At 65.3% G+C, this 14,518-nt stretch carries 19 protein-coding genes and 1 pseudogene; 8 read left to right on the plus strand and 12 right to left on the minus strand.

Annotation, left to right across the window (positions count from 1 at the left end):
- Positions 1-17: 17 nt before the first annotated feature.
- Positions 18-1,067 carry a glycerophosphodiester phosphodiesterase family protein gene (locus tag ACIBW7_RS26190; protein ID WP_397050600.1) on the plus strand — a complete coding sequence of 350 codons (1,050 nt, stop codon included), beginning with the start codon at positions 18-20 and terminating at the stop codon, positions 1,065-1,067.
- Here the strand turns inward: ACIBW7_RS26190 and ACIBW7_RS26195 are convergent.
- On the minus strand, positions 1,058-1,735 hold the full coding sequence (locus tag ACIBW7_RS26195) for a hypothetical protein (protein ID WP_397050602.1): 678 nt from the start codon (positions 1,733-1,735) through the stop codon (positions 1,058-1,060). The genes ACIBW7_RS26190 and ACIBW7_RS26195 overlap by 10 nt on opposite strands.
- Before the next feature lie 223 nt (positions 1,736-1,958).
- Here ACIBW7_RS26195 and ACIBW7_RS26200 point away from each other — a divergent pair, with 223 nt between their 5' ends.
- Together ACIBW7_RS26200 and ACIBW7_RS26205 are read left to right on the plus strand one after the other, a co-directional pair.
- Positions 1,959-2,276, plus strand: a complete 318-nt coding sequence (locus ACIBW7_RS26200) for a CD225/dispanin family protein (protein ID WP_397050604.1) — start codon at positions 1,959-1,961, stop codon at positions 2,274-2,276.
- 70 nt (positions 2,277-2,346) lie between these two features.
- Positions 2,347-2,817 (plus strand): PaaI family thioesterase, encoded by a 471-nt coding sequence (locus tag ACIBW7_RS26205; RefSeq protein ID WP_397050606.1) that lies wholly within the window; start codon positions 2,347-2,349, stop codon positions 2,815-2,817.
- Positions 2,818-2,869: 52 nt separating this feature from the next.
- On the opposite strand, the gene ACIBW7_RS26210 is transcribed toward ACIBW7_RS26205, so the two are convergent.
- Positions 2,870-3,877 (minus strand): aldo/keto reductase, encoded by a 1,008-nt coding sequence (locus ACIBW7_RS26210; protein ID WP_397050608.1) that lies wholly within the window; start codon positions 3,875-3,877, stop codon positions 2,870-2,872.
- Positions 3,878-3,977: 100 nt separating this feature from the next.
- Here ACIBW7_RS26210 and ACIBW7_RS26215 point away from each other — a divergent pair, with 100 nt between their 5' ends.
- Positions 3,978-4,844, plus strand: coding sequence for a helix-turn-helix transcriptional regulator (locus ACIBW7_RS26215; RefSeq protein ID WP_397050610.1), 867 nt, complete (start codon positions 3,978-3,980; stop codon positions 4,842-4,844).
- On the opposite strand, the gene ACIBW7_RS26220 is transcribed toward ACIBW7_RS26215, so the two are convergent.
- The 8 genes and pseudogenes from ACIBW7_RS26220 to ACIBW7_RS26255 form a co-directional block, all read right to left on the minus strand.
- On the minus strand, positions 4,834-5,478 hold the full coding sequence (locus ACIBW7_RS26220) for a hypothetical protein (RefSeq protein WP_397050612.1): 645 nt from the start codon (positions 5,476-5,478) through the stop codon (positions 4,834-4,836). The genes ACIBW7_RS26215 and ACIBW7_RS26220 overlap by 11 nt on opposite strands.
- Before the next feature lie 143 nt (positions 5,479-5,621).
- Positions 5,622-6,611 carry a pirin family protein gene (locus ACIBW7_RS26225; protein WP_397050614.1) on the minus strand — a complete coding sequence of 330 codons (990 nt, stop codon included), beginning with the start codon at positions 6,609-6,611 and terminating at the stop codon, positions 5,622-5,624.
- Between the two features lie 76 nt (positions 6,612-6,687).
- Positions 6,688-6,999 (minus strand): GNAT family N-acetyltransferase, encoded by a 312-nt coding sequence (locus ACIBW7_RS26230; protein WP_397050819.1) that lies wholly within the window; start codon positions 6,997-6,999, stop codon positions 6,688-6,690.
- Between the two features lie 18 nt (positions 7,000-7,017).
- A pseudogene (locus ACIBW7_RS26235) lies at positions 7,018-7,476 on the minus strand (carboxymuconolactone decarboxylase family protein); the annotation flags it as partial.
- Between the two features lie 64 nt (positions 7,477-7,540).
- Positions 7,541-7,834 carry a putative quinol monooxygenase gene (locus tag ACIBW7_RS26240; RefSeq protein ID WP_397050616.1) on the minus strand — a complete coding sequence of 98 codons (294 nt, stop codon included), beginning with the start codon at positions 7,832-7,834 and terminating at the stop codon, positions 7,541-7,543.
- 59 nt (positions 7,835-7,893) lie between these two features.
- A complete protein-coding gene (locus tag ACIBW7_RS26245) occupies positions 7,894-8,904 on the minus strand; it encodes an aldo/keto reductase (RefSeq protein ID WP_397050618.1) in 1,011 nt (336 codons plus the stop codon).
- On the minus strand, positions 8,901-9,371 hold the full coding sequence (locus ACIBW7_RS26250) for a MerR family transcriptional regulator (protein ID WP_397050620.1): 471 nt from the start codon (positions 9,369-9,371) through the stop codon (positions 8,901-8,903). The genes ACIBW7_RS26245 and ACIBW7_RS26250 overlap by 4 nt, the downstream gene beginning before the upstream one ends.
- A gap of 167 nt (positions 9,372-9,538) precedes the next feature.
- Positions 9,539-9,907, minus strand: a complete 369-nt coding sequence (locus ACIBW7_RS26255; protein ID WP_397050622.1) for a glyoxalase superfamily protein — start codon at positions 9,905-9,907, stop codon at positions 9,539-9,541.
- A gap of 59 nt (positions 9,908-9,966) precedes the next feature.
- Between ACIBW7_RS26255 and ACIBW7_RS26260 the strand changes: the two genes are divergently transcribed.
- Positions 9,967-10,170, plus strand: a complete 204-nt coding sequence (locus tag ACIBW7_RS26260; RefSeq protein WP_397050624.1) for a hypothetical protein — start codon at positions 9,967-9,969, stop codon at positions 10,168-10,170.
- A gap of 12 nt (positions 10,171-10,182) precedes the next feature.
- Here ACIBW7_RS26260 and ACIBW7_RS26265 read toward each other — a convergent pair whose 3' ends face one another.
- Positions 10,183-10,674: a SixA phosphatase family protein gene (locus tag ACIBW7_RS26265; RefSeq protein WP_397050626.1), complete on the minus strand. Its 492-nt coding sequence runs from the start codon at positions 10,672-10,674 to the stop codon at positions 10,183-10,185.
- Positions 10,675-10,857: 183 nt separating this feature from the next.
- On the opposite strand from ACIBW7_RS26265, the gene ACIBW7_RS26270 reads away from it, so the two are divergent.
- Positions 10,858-12,528 (plus strand): FAD-dependent oxidoreductase, encoded by a 1,671-nt coding sequence (locus ACIBW7_RS26270; protein WP_397050628.1) that lies wholly within the window; start codon positions 10,858-10,860, stop codon positions 12,526-12,528.
- A 42-nt stretch (positions 12,529-12,570) separates the two neighbouring features.
- Here ACIBW7_RS26270 and ACIBW7_RS26275 read toward each other — a convergent pair whose 3' ends face one another.
- Positions 12,571-13,338 (minus strand): acyl-[acyl-carrier-protein] thioesterase, encoded by a 768-nt coding sequence (locus tag ACIBW7_RS26275; RefSeq protein ID WP_397050630.1) that lies wholly within the window; start codon positions 13,336-13,338, stop codon positions 12,571-12,573.
- A gap of 137 nt (positions 13,339-13,475) precedes the next feature.
- Here ACIBW7_RS26275 and ACIBW7_RS26280 point away from each other — a divergent pair, with 137 nt between their 5' ends.
- On the plus strand, positions 13,476-13,667 hold the full coding sequence (locus tag ACIBW7_RS26280; RefSeq protein WP_397050632.1) for a DNA-binding protein: 192 nt from the start codon (positions 13,476-13,478) through the stop codon (positions 13,665-13,667).
- A gap of 128 nt (positions 13,668-13,795) precedes the next feature.
- Positions 13,796-14,494: a serine/threonine-protein kinase gene (locus tag ACIBW7_RS26285; protein ID WP_397050821.1), complete on the plus strand. Its 699-nt coding sequence runs from the start codon at positions 13,796-13,798 to the stop codon at positions 14,492-14,494.
- Positions 14,495-14,518: the final 24 nt, after the last annotated feature.

Below are 14,518 nucleotides of genomic sequence, written 5' to 3' on the forward strand. Positions count from 1 at the left end.
TTGTCATGATGAGGTGCATGCGGTGGTACGCGGCGGGCCTGGTCGGGTTGTTGCTGGCCGCTGCCGGTGCGGCTTCGGCGGATGGGCCGGGGCGGAGTTTCGATCTGCAGGCACATCGGGGTGGTGCCGCGCTCGTTGTGGAGAACACGTTGGCCGCGTTCGCGAATGCGTTGGAACTCGGCGTCAGCACATTGGAATTGGATGTGCAGATCACGGCGGATGGATTTGCGGTGGTCACGCATGATCGCGATCCGAGTCCGGATAAGTGTGTCGATACCGTGCCCGCGTTTCCTGGCGATCCGAAGTTCCCGTATGTGCCTGGTGCACAGTTCATTCGGGATCTGACATTGGCTGAGGTGCGGACGATCGATTGTGGATCGAAGCAATCGGCCGCATTTCCGAGTCAGCGAATTGTGCCGGGGGAGCGAATGCCGTTGCTGTCGGAGGTATTCGAGCTGGTGCGGGCCTATCGAGCCGATGATGTCATGCTGAATGTCGAGACGAAGGTCGAGGCCGGGGCACCGGAGCAGACCGCGCCGCGGGAGCAATTCGTGCAGGTGGTCGCGGTGGAGGTGCATCGGGCGCATTTCGAAAACCGGGTGACCATCCAGAGTTTCGATTGGGGCGCGCTGATGCGGATGCGGCAGGTAGCGCCGGAGTTGCCGATCGTCGCGCTGACCAACGGGCAGCAATTTCTGCAGGTAGGTCAGCCGGGTGCGTCGCCTTGGTTGGGCGGGATCGATATCGATGACTTTCCGGGCACACTGCCCGAGAAATACGTCGCGGCCGCAGCGTCTTTCGGCGCGAATGTGCTGTCACCGGTACACGGCAGTCCGCAGGACGGCACGGTCGAGGATCCGGGCTACGCGGCGTTCACGACCGCCGAGCTGGTCCGCGTCGCACACGAGCGCGGCATGACGGTGGTGCCATGGACGGTCGACGATCGCCCGACCATGACCGCGCTGATCGATCTCGGCGTGGACGGCTTGATCACCAACCGCCCGGACCTACTGCGCACCATCCTCGCCGAACGCGGCTACCGGCTGCCGAGGGCGTATTACCGATGACGTACTCGCGGGCAGGTTTTGCCTGCGATGTGGCACTTTTCCTCGAACCCCGCCGGTAGCCAGTTACCTGACTGCAAGAGCGGGTGGCTCGGGAACTGAGTGTGTGCCGCCAGCGCGAAAATCAGTACGGCCCATGGGCTTTGGACCTGGAGGAGATGCGGATTGCCGTTTCGGTCCGGATAACGGCAGACCAGCCGGTCGGGGCCGGGCATATCCACCATTTCCAGACCCGACCAATGCATCGAGAACGAATGATCGGCGTTGTAGCAGTACATCCGCCGGTCCGAAACCATTACCGAGCCGGGGCGTTCGGCCACCCAGCGCGGGCGCAGTCCAGCCTCGGCCTGGCGGCGTCGCGAGCGGTTCGCCATGGCATTGCCGAGATGGGCCGCCGCCACGAAGGACAGCGTGCCGACAGCCGTCACGCTGTTCCGATTCCAGGTTCCGTCCCCGACCGCCCGCCACTGAAACCAGACGGCAGGGCCCTCGGCCAGGCATATTTCGTTGGATTCGGTTCGGACCATGGTGGCCCGGGTCGGCAGTTCGGCAAGTCGGTCGTGCAGCAGGAAGTCGATGACACCGCAGGTGTACAGCAGATGGTCGTCGGCCGCGGACCAACCCACCTGCTGCGCGATGATCCGATCGATATCGGAGGTCGGGTCGTACATCGGCCCTACCGTCCGATCGGCCGCAGACACATCGGCTTTCCCGCAGCCTTCCGCGCCAACGCCGTCATGCAATATCCAATCGCGATAGACATGCCACCGTTGTCAATTGTGCCCAAGCCGAGCCGTTCGCGCGATCATCAGCCACGGTGCATGGTTGTGTTCGTAGGCTGGTACAGCCCGAAATGCCGGGCCCGGCCGCCGACTTCGAGACGGGATCCCACCTATGACCTATGGACAACAGCCCGGCTATGGCTACCTGCCGGCCCAGCCGCAGTTCGAACCACCGGCACATCTGGGCTTCGCGGTCGTCGCCACGATTATCGGCACGCTTACCTGTCTGGTGGGAACGGCGCTCGGGCTGGTTGCGATCGTCTTCGGTACCCAGGTGCATTCGAAGTGGATCGCGGGCGACGTCGCCGGCGCGATGGACGCGTCGAAGAAGGCGAGAGGCTGGGCGATCGCAGCGATGGTCGCGAATGTGCTGTGCGTGGTACTCGGACTCGGCTACCTGGTCGTTACGCTCACCCATTCTTCTTCCTGACCCCCGGTGGACAACCGCTATCCCACCGGGGTATGAAATTAGAACACGTTTCAGTTCAGTGGGAGGTGCGATGGGCGACACGGCCATGGGCGATCTGGTGATGGCCGGATTTCAGAAGCTGGGATTTATCCGGTTCACCGGTATCGAAGGAGTGGAGTTCAGCGCGGGCCGCAATGTCGTGACGATCGCGCCGAAGCCCGAACATCTCAACCACAACGGCGATCTCCATGCCGCGGTGCTGTTCGGCCTGGCCGAGACCGCCGCGATGGGCGCGTCGATCTCGGGCATCGTCGATCTCATGGGTGAGACGTTCATCGTCGCCCGCGACGGCCGGATCGAATATCTGGCGCGGGCCAAGGGCGAGGCGGGTCCGTTTCTGGCGACCTCCGAGCTGACCGCCGAAACCCTGGAAAAGGTCCGTGCCGATATTGCGGCGCGGGTCGATGTCGAGCTGGAGGTGCCGGTGGATATCACCGATAGCACCGGAAAGTCCGTTGCCGCATCGGCGTTCACGGCGGTCATTCGGCCACGGCGGAAGTGACCGACTGACCTGGGCGGGAGGGCGGCCCGAGCGTGCCCTCCCGTAGACCACGTCAGCGCTCGCTGTCGAGCAGCGCCATCTGCGCTTGCGCATAACGCTCGCCCGCGATCTGATCCGCGGGCACCGCGGCCTCGATGGTCGCCAGTTCGTCGGCGCTGAGCTGGATATCCACTGCCCCAAGGGATTCCGACCAGCGCTGGCGAGTGCGCGCGCCGAGGATCGGCACGATATCCGTGCCCCGGGTCAGCACCCAGGCGATGGCCAGCTGCGCGACCGAAACATCCTTCTGCGCAGCGATTGTCGCGAGGGCGTCGACCAATTTCAGATTCTGGTCGAGATTTTCACCTTGGAAGCGCGGGCTGTGGGCGCGGAAGTCGGTCGGCGCGAAGGTCGCACCCGGGCGAACCGAATCGCTGAGCAGACCACGCGACAGCACACCATAGGCGGTGATGCCGATGCCGAGTTCCCTTACCGCAGGCAGGATTTCGGTCTCGATACCACGGGAGATCAGCGAATATTCGATCTGCAGATCGGCAACGGGGTGCACGGCGGCGGCCCGGCGAATGGTGTCGACGCCGACCTCGGACAGGCCGATGTGCCGGATATAGCCCGCCTCGACGAGTTCGGCCATGGCACCGATCGTCTCCTCGATCGGGACATTCGGGTCCAAGCGCGCGGGACGGTAGATATCGATGTAATCCACGCCGAGGCGCTGCAGGCTGTAGATGAGGAAGTTGCGCAGCGCGACGGGGCGATTGTCGGTGCCGCCCCAGGTGCCGCCCGGCCCGCGCAATGCGCCGAACTTCACGCTGAGCACCATGTCCTCGCGGGGACGCTCGGCGATGGCCTTGCCGATCAGCATCTCGTTGTGACCGGCGCCGTAGAAATCGCCGGTATCGATGAGGTTGGCGCCGGAGTCCAGTGCGGCGTGGATGGTGGCAATCGATTCGGCGTCGTCGGCGGCGCCGTACATGCCGGACATGCCCATGGCGCCGAGTCCGATGCGACTGACCGCCGGGCCGGTATTGCCGAGCTTGGTGATGAGCTTCGATGTCGTCATGGGACCAGCATGGCCCCAGTGCACGGGCCGCGGCAGAGATCGCTTATCGGGGGATCGGCGATCCCTGGCTGGCCCGCGCGTATTGCGGGACAGTGGTGCTATGGACCGATCCGAACTGGCAGATTTCCTACGCAGGCGTCGCGAACAGCTGACGCCCGCGGACGTCGGGCTGCCACCGGGGGTGCGCCGCCGCACCCCGGGGCTGCGGCGTGACGAGGTGGCGCTGCTGGCGGGCATGTCCACCGACTACTACACCCGCCTCGAGCAGGCTCGCGGCCCGCGTCCGTCCACCCAGGTGCTGGCGTCGCTGGCGCGGGCGCTGCGTTTCAGCAATGACGAGCGCGACCATCTGTACCACCTGTGCGATCACGCCCCGCCCGGACAGGAGTCCGCCGACAAACATGTCGCTCCCGGGATCATGCACGTGCTCGCGAAGCTGGACGACACGGCTGCCACGGTCATCACCGACCTCGGCGAGGTTTTGGTGCAGAACCGCATGCACACCCTGCTCGTCGGCGACCACGCGAATCGGCGTGGCTGGGACCGGTTCTATGCATGGCGCTGGTTCACCGATCCGCAGTCGCGTTCGATCTTCCCCGAGGACGACTGGGATCGGTTGGGCCGCAACCACGTCGCGGATCTGCGCGCCACCGCGGCGCGCCGATCCGGCGATGCCGACGTCAGCGAATACGTGAGCCGATTGCGCGCCGCGAGTACGGAATTCGAGCAGTTGTGGCACGAACACGAAGTGGCGGTGCGGACTTCGGATATCAAGCGGATCCTGCACCCGGAGGTCGGTGCGATCGACACGGTCTGCGAAACCCTGCTGACCCCGAACGCGGCACAGCGACTACTGGTCTATATGCCGCGTCCGGGTACCGATGCCGCGGAGAAGCTGGATCTGTTGCGCGTAATCGGGACCCAGCGCCTGCTGCCGCACGACGATATCGGCTCGCTCAGGGATTGAGATCGAAGTAATCCATCGCCGCCTGAACGGCTGGTTCACCACCACCGGCGGACAGACCGGCGAAGGCACCGATGGCCCCGCCGACCACGGTCATGACCGGGACGGTGACGAAGTCGAAGACGAAAAGACCGAGCGGGAAACCGAGGACGAATCCGATGGCCGCACCGATGGCGGCTCCGGTCAGCACCTGCGGCATGGACTTCTCGACCTGATCGAAGAAGCGCTCCTCGGTGCTCACCTCCCGCACCGGGTCATCGGTCGTGCTGATCGGGGTGAGCGAGAGCCGGGTGCCCGCCTCATCGATGGCCGGGACCAGATCGATCCGATGTCCGGCGATCTTCACTGCGGTCGGCAGCGCGGCGACCACCTGTCCGTTGGGATCGGTCAGCGAGATGACCTTGTTGTCGCGGACCAGGTCCCAGCGGCCCTCGGAAATGGTCGTCACCACGGCGTGGCGGTTCTGCGTTGCGGCGACGTGATAGCCGATGTGCTGGAAGAAACCCTGCACGTCGAGTGGTACGTCGGCGGTCGAATTCGGCACGGGCGGTGCGGGTTCCGCGTGTACGACGCCGGTGCCGATCGTGGTGGCCGCGAGCGCAAGCAGTGCCGTCGCGGTGATTCTGGAGATCCTCATCCTGCTCTTTCATCGGACCACCGGCGCGGAATGTCCGGTTTGCTCCGGACGAAGATACCGTTTCGTGACCAGATGTTGAAGGGTTTCCTCCACTGATCCCAGCACTTCGGGGAAAGTCCCGATTGTTTTGTGGTGCTTCGGATTCAGGTTCTGGCCGAACCCATGCGGCGCTTGCGCGGCTTCAGATGCAGACCGGGCAGCGGTGGGGCCGGAATGCGCTGTTCCGGCGTGTGGCCCGCGATATCGGCGAAACGCTCGACATCGTGCTTCTCCCAATCGTTTCGGGCCGCGACGATGTCCTCATGGCTGCGGCCGACGAAGTTCCACCACATCACCAGCTCCTCACCGAACGGCTCACCGCCGATGAGCGCGAAATGCGCGCCATCGGCACTGCTGAGCCGCAACTCGTCGCGTCCGGTGCCCAGGTAGAGCAGTGGGCCGGCCGCGATTTCGGTGTCATCGGCCGTGAGACTGCCCTCGATCACCATGAGTGCGTGCTCGAAATCGGGATCAAGGGCGATGGTGGTGTCGGTGCCCGGTTCGATCCGAACATCCGCGCCGACGATCGGTGTGTACGCCTTGGCGGGCGAGGTCAGCCCGGCGAAGGTGCCGATCAGCACGATCGCTCGCACCCCGGGTGCCTCGTAGACCGGCAGCTCACGATGCTGTTCGAAATGCGGATCGATCCCGAGGCTGTTGCCGGGCAATGCGATCCACAGCTGCAGACCGTGCCCGGCATGCGCACCCGCGACGCCGTATTCGGAATGCGCGATGCCGCGGCCGGAGGTCATCAGATTCAGCTGTCCCGGCTCGATCTCCACATCGGAGCCGATCGAATCGCGATGGCGGATGCGTCCGTCGAACGGCCAGGTCACCGTCTGCAATCCGATATGCGGATGCGGATCGATATCCGGTGACGCACCCGTCTTGGTGACCGTGGGCGAGCCGAAGTGATCGAGGAAGCACCAGGCGCCGACGGTCGGCAGATCACGTTGCGGCAGTACGCGTTCCACATAGACGCCGCGCACCCCGCCGAGCGGGACCTCGCGCGCCGGATAGAGCTCCGCCACCGGACCGGAACCCGGTGTCGCCTCGCAGACCGCTTCCTCCGGATGTGGATCGAGGTCGCTCATGCCTGCACCTCGCCGGCGCTCGGCTCCGGCATGACCGACCTTGTCGCTGTGTTGATTGTTCGCTCGCTGCGCTCACTCATCGGGTGATGCCCTTGCCGACCACATGCTCGTCGTATTGCGGATGCTTCTCCAGGTAGGCCTTGATGAACGGGCACAGCGGCCGGATCACCCGGCCGCGGGCGATCGCGTCCTCGACCGCATGCTTGGCCAGAACGGTCCCGAGACCCTTACCGGAAAACGCGCCATCGATCTCGGTGTGGATGAACACCGTCTCGTCGTCGCGCTCCTCGTAGTCGGCGAATCCCGCCAGTTCGCCGCCGTAGAACACCTCGTAGCGTTTCTTCTCGTCGTTGCGGACGACGTTGCTCTCGGGGGTCGATTCGGTCATGGTCGACTTCTCCTTCGTCGGGCGTACCGGGTGCTTGCTCAGGATCGACACGCGGTTGAACGCGCCGATCGTGGTGGCGACCCAGAGGATCGCCGAGACCTGCTGATCCGATAAATGCTCGCGTGCCAGAGCGTACTCACGATCCAACGTGGCCTCGTCCGGCAGCGTGGCGGTGAGTTCGGCTAGTGCCAGCGCGGCCCGCTCCTGTGGCGTGTACAGCTCGGTCCGCTGCCACGCGGACAGCACGGCGAGTTCGCGCTCGGTGGCACCGGCCGCGACGGCGGCGCGGTGGTGCACGTCCAGGCAGTAGGCGCAGCCGTTGATCTGCGAGACGCGCACGTTGATCAGTTCGATGAGCCTGCGGTCGAGTCCGGCCTCGGCGCCGGCCGCGCGGACCGCGCTCGCCACGGTGTTCAGCGCTCGAAACGCCTCGGGTGTCTGCTTATCGATGAACACGCGTCTGCCGGAGGACTCCATGGTCCGGATAGTAGAGCAGCACGGTGCCCGGACTGTGGTCCGGTTCACCGTGCTGCGCTGGGGATCAGGCGACCTCGTGGAACTGCCGGAGTTGGAACGGCTCGATCAGGATCTCGTTCAGTACGACCGCGGCCTCCTTCAGATGCGGGGTTTCGAAATGCGTCGCGAGCGCCGCTTCGTCGACCCACTCCTCGAGCAGCACCACCCGGCTCGGATCGCTCGGGTGCAGATACAGCTCGTAGGCGATACAGCCCGCCTCGGCGAGCGTCGGTGCGACCAAATCCTCGAGCGTCTCGCGCAGTTCGGTCTCGTGACCGGGCTTGGCGGTGAATCGGACATTGAGCGTCAGTGTGGACACCGATGCCTCCTGATCTGCTGCGTGGTGCTATTTCAAGCGACCTGCATCGCTACGAGGGGTCATTCCCGGCCGACGGAGGTTAAAGACATATCCGCGTACCGGTCGCCGGCCACCTTGTCGGCGATCGGTTCCAGCGTGGCCAATTCGTCGGCGGTGAGCGAAATGGTCGCGGCGGCGACGTTATCGGCGAGCCGGGTGCGGCTGCGGGTGCCCGGAATCGGTACCACCGTCAGTCCGTGCACACCCGCCTGGGCATGCACCCACGCCAATGCCACTTGCGCGAGCGAGATTCCGCGCTCGTCCGCGATGGCGCGCAGTGGGGCGAGCAGTTCGGCGTTGTGTGCGGCGTTATCGCCCGAGTAGCGCGGCTGCATGTGCCGGAAATCCTTGCCATCGGCCAAGTCGCCGGCTGCGGCGAAGGATCCGGTGAGGAATCCACGACCGAGCGGCGAGTACGGCACGAATGTCACCCCGAGTTCGGCGGCGGTGGGCACCGCGCTGCGCTCGACATCCCTGGAGAACAGCGACCATTCGGACTGCACGGCCGCGATCGGATGCACCGCCTGTGCCGCGCGCAGTTCCTTGCCGGTCACCTCCGACAGGCCGAGCGCCCGAACCTTGCCCTGTGCGACGAGTTCGGCCATCGCGCCGACCGATTCCTCGATCGGGACGGCCGGATCGCGGCGGTGCATGTAGTACAGGTCGATGGTGTCGATGCCGAGACGGTGCAGGCTGGCATCGACCGCGCTGCGGATGTATTCGGGAGAGTTGTCGATGCCGCGGTAGGTGGGGTCGTCGGCCTTGCGGGCGATGCCGAACTTGGTGGCGAGGACCACCTGGTCGCGGTTGGCGCGCACGAAATCGCTCAGGAATTCCTCGTTGTGACCCGAGCCGTACATGTCGGCCGTGTCGAACAGAGTGACGCCGAGTTCCAGTGCGCGATCCAGGGTTGCCCGCGATTCGGTGAGATCCGAGGGCCCGTAGAAATCGCTGATTCCCATGCAGCCCAAGCCTTGTGCACCCACCCGGATGCCGCTGGCACCCAATGCTGCGGTTGGAAGTGAGCTCATATGTTGATCCCTTCGCATGGTTGCGTGAGTGCGGCCGGTTTGACCGCGGCGGTCTGGCCCTCGTACAGGTCGATCTTGTAATCGAGCACGGCCAGGGTCTGACGGAGTTCGTCGATCTTGGCGAGCACCTCCGCGCGGGTATTGCGGAACATCTGCAGCCGCTCGGGCACGGTGGATTCCCCTTCCCGCACCAATTCGGCGTAGCGGACCATGTCCGCCACCGACATCCCGGTGGTGCGCAACCTGCCGATCAGCGCCAACCACTCCAGATCGCGATTGCTGAACCGCCGCTTCCCGGCGTGATCGCGCCCGATGTAGTTCATCAGCCCGATCCGCTCGTACCAGCGCAGCGTGTCGCGACTCAGTCCCGACCGATCCGCCGCCTCGCCGATCGAATACTGCGGCTTCTCCCGATCCACATCGACGACTTGCTGATCACCGACAACCTGACCTACGGCTCCACCCACTGCACTCGCCCTTCTCGATGAACACAACCGACGTTAATAACCTGGAGCGCACTCCAAGCAAGCCTCAATTCTGCCGAAATTCGGAATCGCTTGCCGCCGGGGAGCGTGATCATCCGCCGCCGTATGCGGTGCGCGGCGGATGATCGACGCGGGCCGGTGTCGCGGACTCAGTCGCGCTTGGGCAACTCCTGCACCGCCCATTTGTTGCCATCGGGGTCGGTGAAGAAGGTGAACAGGCCCCAGCCCATATCCACCACCGGCGACGCCTCCACACCCGCCGCGACCAGCTGCTGGTACGCGTCCTCGGCGCTCGCGACGACCACCTGCATACCTTCGACGCTGCCCGGTGCGGCGTCGGTGATGCCCTCACCGATGCAGATGGAACAGCCGGAGCCGGGTGGGGTCAGCTGGACGAAGCGCAGGCTCTCGTCGACGCGGTGGTCGTGGTCGGCGTTGAAGCCGATCTTGGTGTAGAAGTCCTTGGCGCGGTCCACATCGGTCACCGGAATCGCGACCAGTTCGATTTTCCAATCCATCTGCCGAGCATTCCACCCGCTCCACGGCGAGAACGGATTTTCGCACCTACCCTGGTGACATGCCAGGTAAGGACATCGACCGGATCAGGGCCCGCTCGGCTTGGGCCACGGTCAAGGAAAGCCCGGTGATCACCGCCATCGCGGTGGCGCCGTTCGTGCTGGCGCTCGGCGTCGTGTGGTGGCTGCTCGGCGGATTCGCCGCGTTCGTGCTGCTCGTCGTCCTCGGCGTCGTGGTGGTCGTCGGTGGCAAACTACTGCAATGACCTCACCCGCGATCAGCGCGGGATGTGGAAGCGCACCAGGTCACCGGTGCCCTCGTCGACTTGTGCCCACGGCCGGTCGAATTCGAGTACCGCGAGCGCCGACGTGGGGAACTTCCGGCTGAGTTCGATCGCCGGTTCGGAATCGCGATTGCTCGCCAACTCCCATGCCGTCCACGGCATTCCGGGCGCATGCCCGATGACCAGCAGCGTCGTGACATCGTCATCGCTGAGCTGGACCAATTCTATGAGCGTGCGCGGCGATGCCTCATAGATGCCCCCCTCGTAGACCACCGGCGCGGTAACTCCGGTCGCGGCCAGCGTTTCCCGTGTGCGCGTGGCGGTCGAGCACCGTACCGCATCGATCGGCGGCTGGGTCTCGCGCAACCACTGACCGGCAAGTCCGGCCTCGCGCCGACCACGCGGAGCGAGCGGGCGTTCGTGATCGGGGATACCGTCGGGATAGGCCGACTTACCGTGCCGCATGAGGATCAGAGTCCGCACCATGGAGATACCGTAAGCCCTCCGGAGGAGAGGCCTCGAACACACTCGAGGCAAACTGAAAGCGGCATCACATCACGGCGCCTCATGGGGCACCCTCCGCCGGCACTGTGAAGATGACGCTCCCTACCCACTCCCGACCCCCTTGGGTGGCTATAGCCCAGGTACATTTTCGAGGATCTGCACAATATGGCCTACGTAATCACGCAGCGTTGTTGTAACGACGCCAGCTGCGTCACTGAGTGCCCGGTCGATTGCATCCGTCCTACCCCGGACCAGCCGGAATTCGCGACGACCGAGATGCTCTACATCGACCCCGACACCTGTATCGACTGCGGTGCCTGCGTCGACGCGTGCCCGGTGGAGGCCATCTTCTCCGAGGATGATCTGACCGCGTCGCTGGCCAGGTTCCGTGACATCAACGCCGCCTACTTCCAGCGGCATCCACTCGAATCGAACTTCGATCCGATCGTCACGCCCGCGCGGCCGCCCAAGGAACTCGGCACGTTGCGCGTCGCGATCGTCGGCGCGGGACCCGCGGCCTGTTATGCGGCCGACGAACTGCTGCGCCGCTGCGATGTCGAGGTCGAGATGTTCGATCGGCTGCCGACCCCGTGGGGTCTGGTGCGCGCGGGCGTCGCCCCCGACCACCCGGGCACCAAGACGGTCTCCGGGCTGTTCGAGTCGGCCTTCCGGCGCGAGACGCTGCAGTACTACCTCAATGTGGAGGTCGGCTCGCACATCACCCATGAGGAACTGCTGGCCCACCACCACGCGGTCATCTACGCCGTCGGCGCGTCCTCCGATCGCCGTTTGGGCGTGCCGGGCGAGGATCTGCCGGGCAGCCATTCGGCGACCGAATTCGTCGCCTGGTACAACGGCCATCCGGACTACGCGGATCGCAAGTTCGACCTGTCCGGTGAGCGCGCGGTGATCGTCGGCAACGGCAATGTCGCGCTGGATGTCGCCCGCGTGCTGACGGTGGACCCGGACGAACTCGCCAAGACCGATATCGCCGACCACGCCCTGGATGCGCTGCGCGGCAGCAATATCCGCGAGGTCGTCGTGCTCGGTCGGCGCGGTCCGCTGCAGGCGGCCTACACCTCGCCGGAGTTCCTGGCGCTGACGCATCTGAAGGGTATCGATGTCATCGTCGAGGAGGCCGACCTGACGCTCGACCCGAGCAGTCAGGCGCTGCTGGACGATCCCGAGGTCGAGCCGTCGCTGGAGCTGAAGTACACCCTCGCCAAGGAATACGCGGCGGGGCGGCGCGATCCGGCCAATAAGCGGATCGTCTTCCGCTACCTGGTCTCGCCGACGGCACTGCACGGTGCCGATCACGTCGAGTCGGTGGAGTTCGCGCACAACGAATTGGTCAGCGAGAATGGCCAATTGGTGGCACGCACGACCGATCGCAGCGAAACCCTGGACGCCGGACTGGTTTTGCGCTCCATCGGCTACAAGGGCGAACCGATCAAGGATCTGCCGTTCGACGAGCGCCGCGCTGTCGTTCCCAACGAGCACGGCCGCGTCATCGGCGAGGACGGTGTTCCGGTGCCCGGTGTGTACGTGAGCGGCTGGATCAAGCGCGGTCCGCGCGGGGTCATCGGCTCCAACCGCGTCGACTCCGAGGAGACCGTCGAGCACCTTCTCGCGGACTTCACCGCGGGCAAACTCGGTGTGCCACAGGCCGATCGGGCCGCGCTGAAGGCGCTGATCGGACAGCGGCAGGCCGATCTGGTCGACCGTGAGGGCTGGAAGGCGATCGATACGGCGGAGAAGTCCGCGGGTAAGGCGTCGGGCCGCCCGCGCGTCAAGCTCACCACCCGTGAGGATCTGCTCAAGGCCACCCGCGGCTGAACAGCGACCGGCTCCGTTCCAGTGAACGGAGCCGGTTTTTCTTTACAGGGGCATGATGCGCACGACGGTCGTGGTGGTGCCGCCGACCACGAACCACAACCGCAGCACCGGCCGTCCGGAGCGGTCGCCCGGTTCATAGCGGCTGCGCACGCTGACATGCTGACGAGCGAGCACCGGCGCGACATACTCGATCACCGCGCGATGCGGCCCCGCGACCAGCTTGGGGTATTCGACCAGGAACTGTTCCACCGCCTGCCAGTAACAGGCATTGTTGACGTGGTTGTACTGGTCGATATCGGTGGCCCGCACCGGGAACGGCATATCGGTATCCGATTCCGGCGGGGTGGCGTCGGTGAGATAGGGCCGCCAGCGCAGCCGGTGCTCATTGGTGGTCTGCGCCAGGTAGGACAGGCCCTCGTCACTGATCCTGGCGGGCATATTGTTGGACTCGCTGATATTGATCCAGAAGCCCTCGGTCTCGATCAATCCGCCGTTCGCGCTGGTGATGCGCACCCGCATATTCGTCCACCGGGTGGACATGCTCGAACACCACCGCAGCAGCCGCACCTCGTCGGGCCACAGGATCGGCCGGATGACGTCGATGACCGTACGACGCACGATCCAGCTCGGATCGGTCGTATGCAGATTCGTCTGTTGCAGTTGTTCCCAGGCAATGTCCTGCAGATAACGTGCGACGGCGTCGAACCGCAAGCGGTTGTACGGATCTACATCGCCAGCCCGGATGGGCCACGCCGACGCAAACCCCATGCCCTCCTGGGGAAGCGGGGTGAGTGGCTGATCGAGTGACACTGGTGCTCCTCGCGCTGCACGGTGTGCCGCGTTCTCTTACGCTGCTGTTCTGAGACGACTTTACGGGGCGTACGTCACACACTCGCGTCGAGCCGCCTCTACTCACAGTTGTCGGTCCCGCGGGGCAGGATGGGGCCATGCCCGACTCCGACCTCCCCGTAAAACTCGGCAAACCCGCCGAACGCGCCCTGGCCGCCGCCGGAATCCACCGCTTGGCCGACCTGACCGCATGGACCGAACGTGATCTCGCCGCACTGCACGGCGTCGGTCCCACCGCCATCGCCAAACTCCGTACGGCCCTCGCCGAACGCGGCCAGAGCTTCGCCTGATCCCTGCACCCGGCAAACACCGCACCCGCGCCGGTACTATCCCCAGCAAGTACTGAGGGGAGGGTACGAGTGCAACCACTGGGCCACACGATCCGCGATCAGCGGGACGACACCGCCTTATCGCACTGATCGGCCAGGGGGCAATGGGGCGAGTGCTGCTCGGCCGCTCGCCGGACGGACGGTTGGTCGCGGTGAAGATGATTCACCGCCATCTGGCGCAGAACCCGGAGTTCCGTGCGCGATTCCGCATGGAAGTCCAATCGTCGCAGCGGGTGACCGGGGCGTATACCGCGGCGGTGATGGACGCCGATCCGGATGCCGTCGCACCATGGCTCGCCTCCGTCTTCGTCGCCGGACCCTCGCTGCGCGAAGCCATCGATCAGTCCGGGCCGATGCCACCGGGCGGACTCCGATTGCTCACGGCCGGACTGGCTTCCGCACTCATGGAGATCCACCGCGCGGGCATGGTGTACCGCGATCTCAAACCCAGCAACGTCCTGCTCACCGACGACGGCCCGCGTGTCATCGACTTCGGCATCGCCCGCGCCTTGGAAGGCGACACCCAGCTCACCAACACCGGCTCCCTGGTCGGCTCCCCGGCCTTCATGTCACCGGAACAAGCCGAAGGCCGCCCGCTGACCGTCGCCAGTGACGTCTTCTCGGTCGGCGCCATGCTGTTGCTCGCCGCCACAGGCGAGAGTCCCTTCCTCGGCGCATCGACGCCGCAGACGTTGTACAACGTGGTGCACAACCGGGCGGATACGAGCCGAGTGCCGCCGGTACTGCGCCCAGTTGTGGACGCATGTCTCGACAGGAATCCCGCCTAGCGGCCGACGCCCGTCCAGTTGCTC

The sequence above is a fragment of the Nocardia sp. NPDC049526 genome (genome assembly GCF_044465765.1).
GTDB lineage: Bacteria > Actinomycetota > Actinomycetes > Mycobacteriales > Mycobacteriaceae > Nocardia.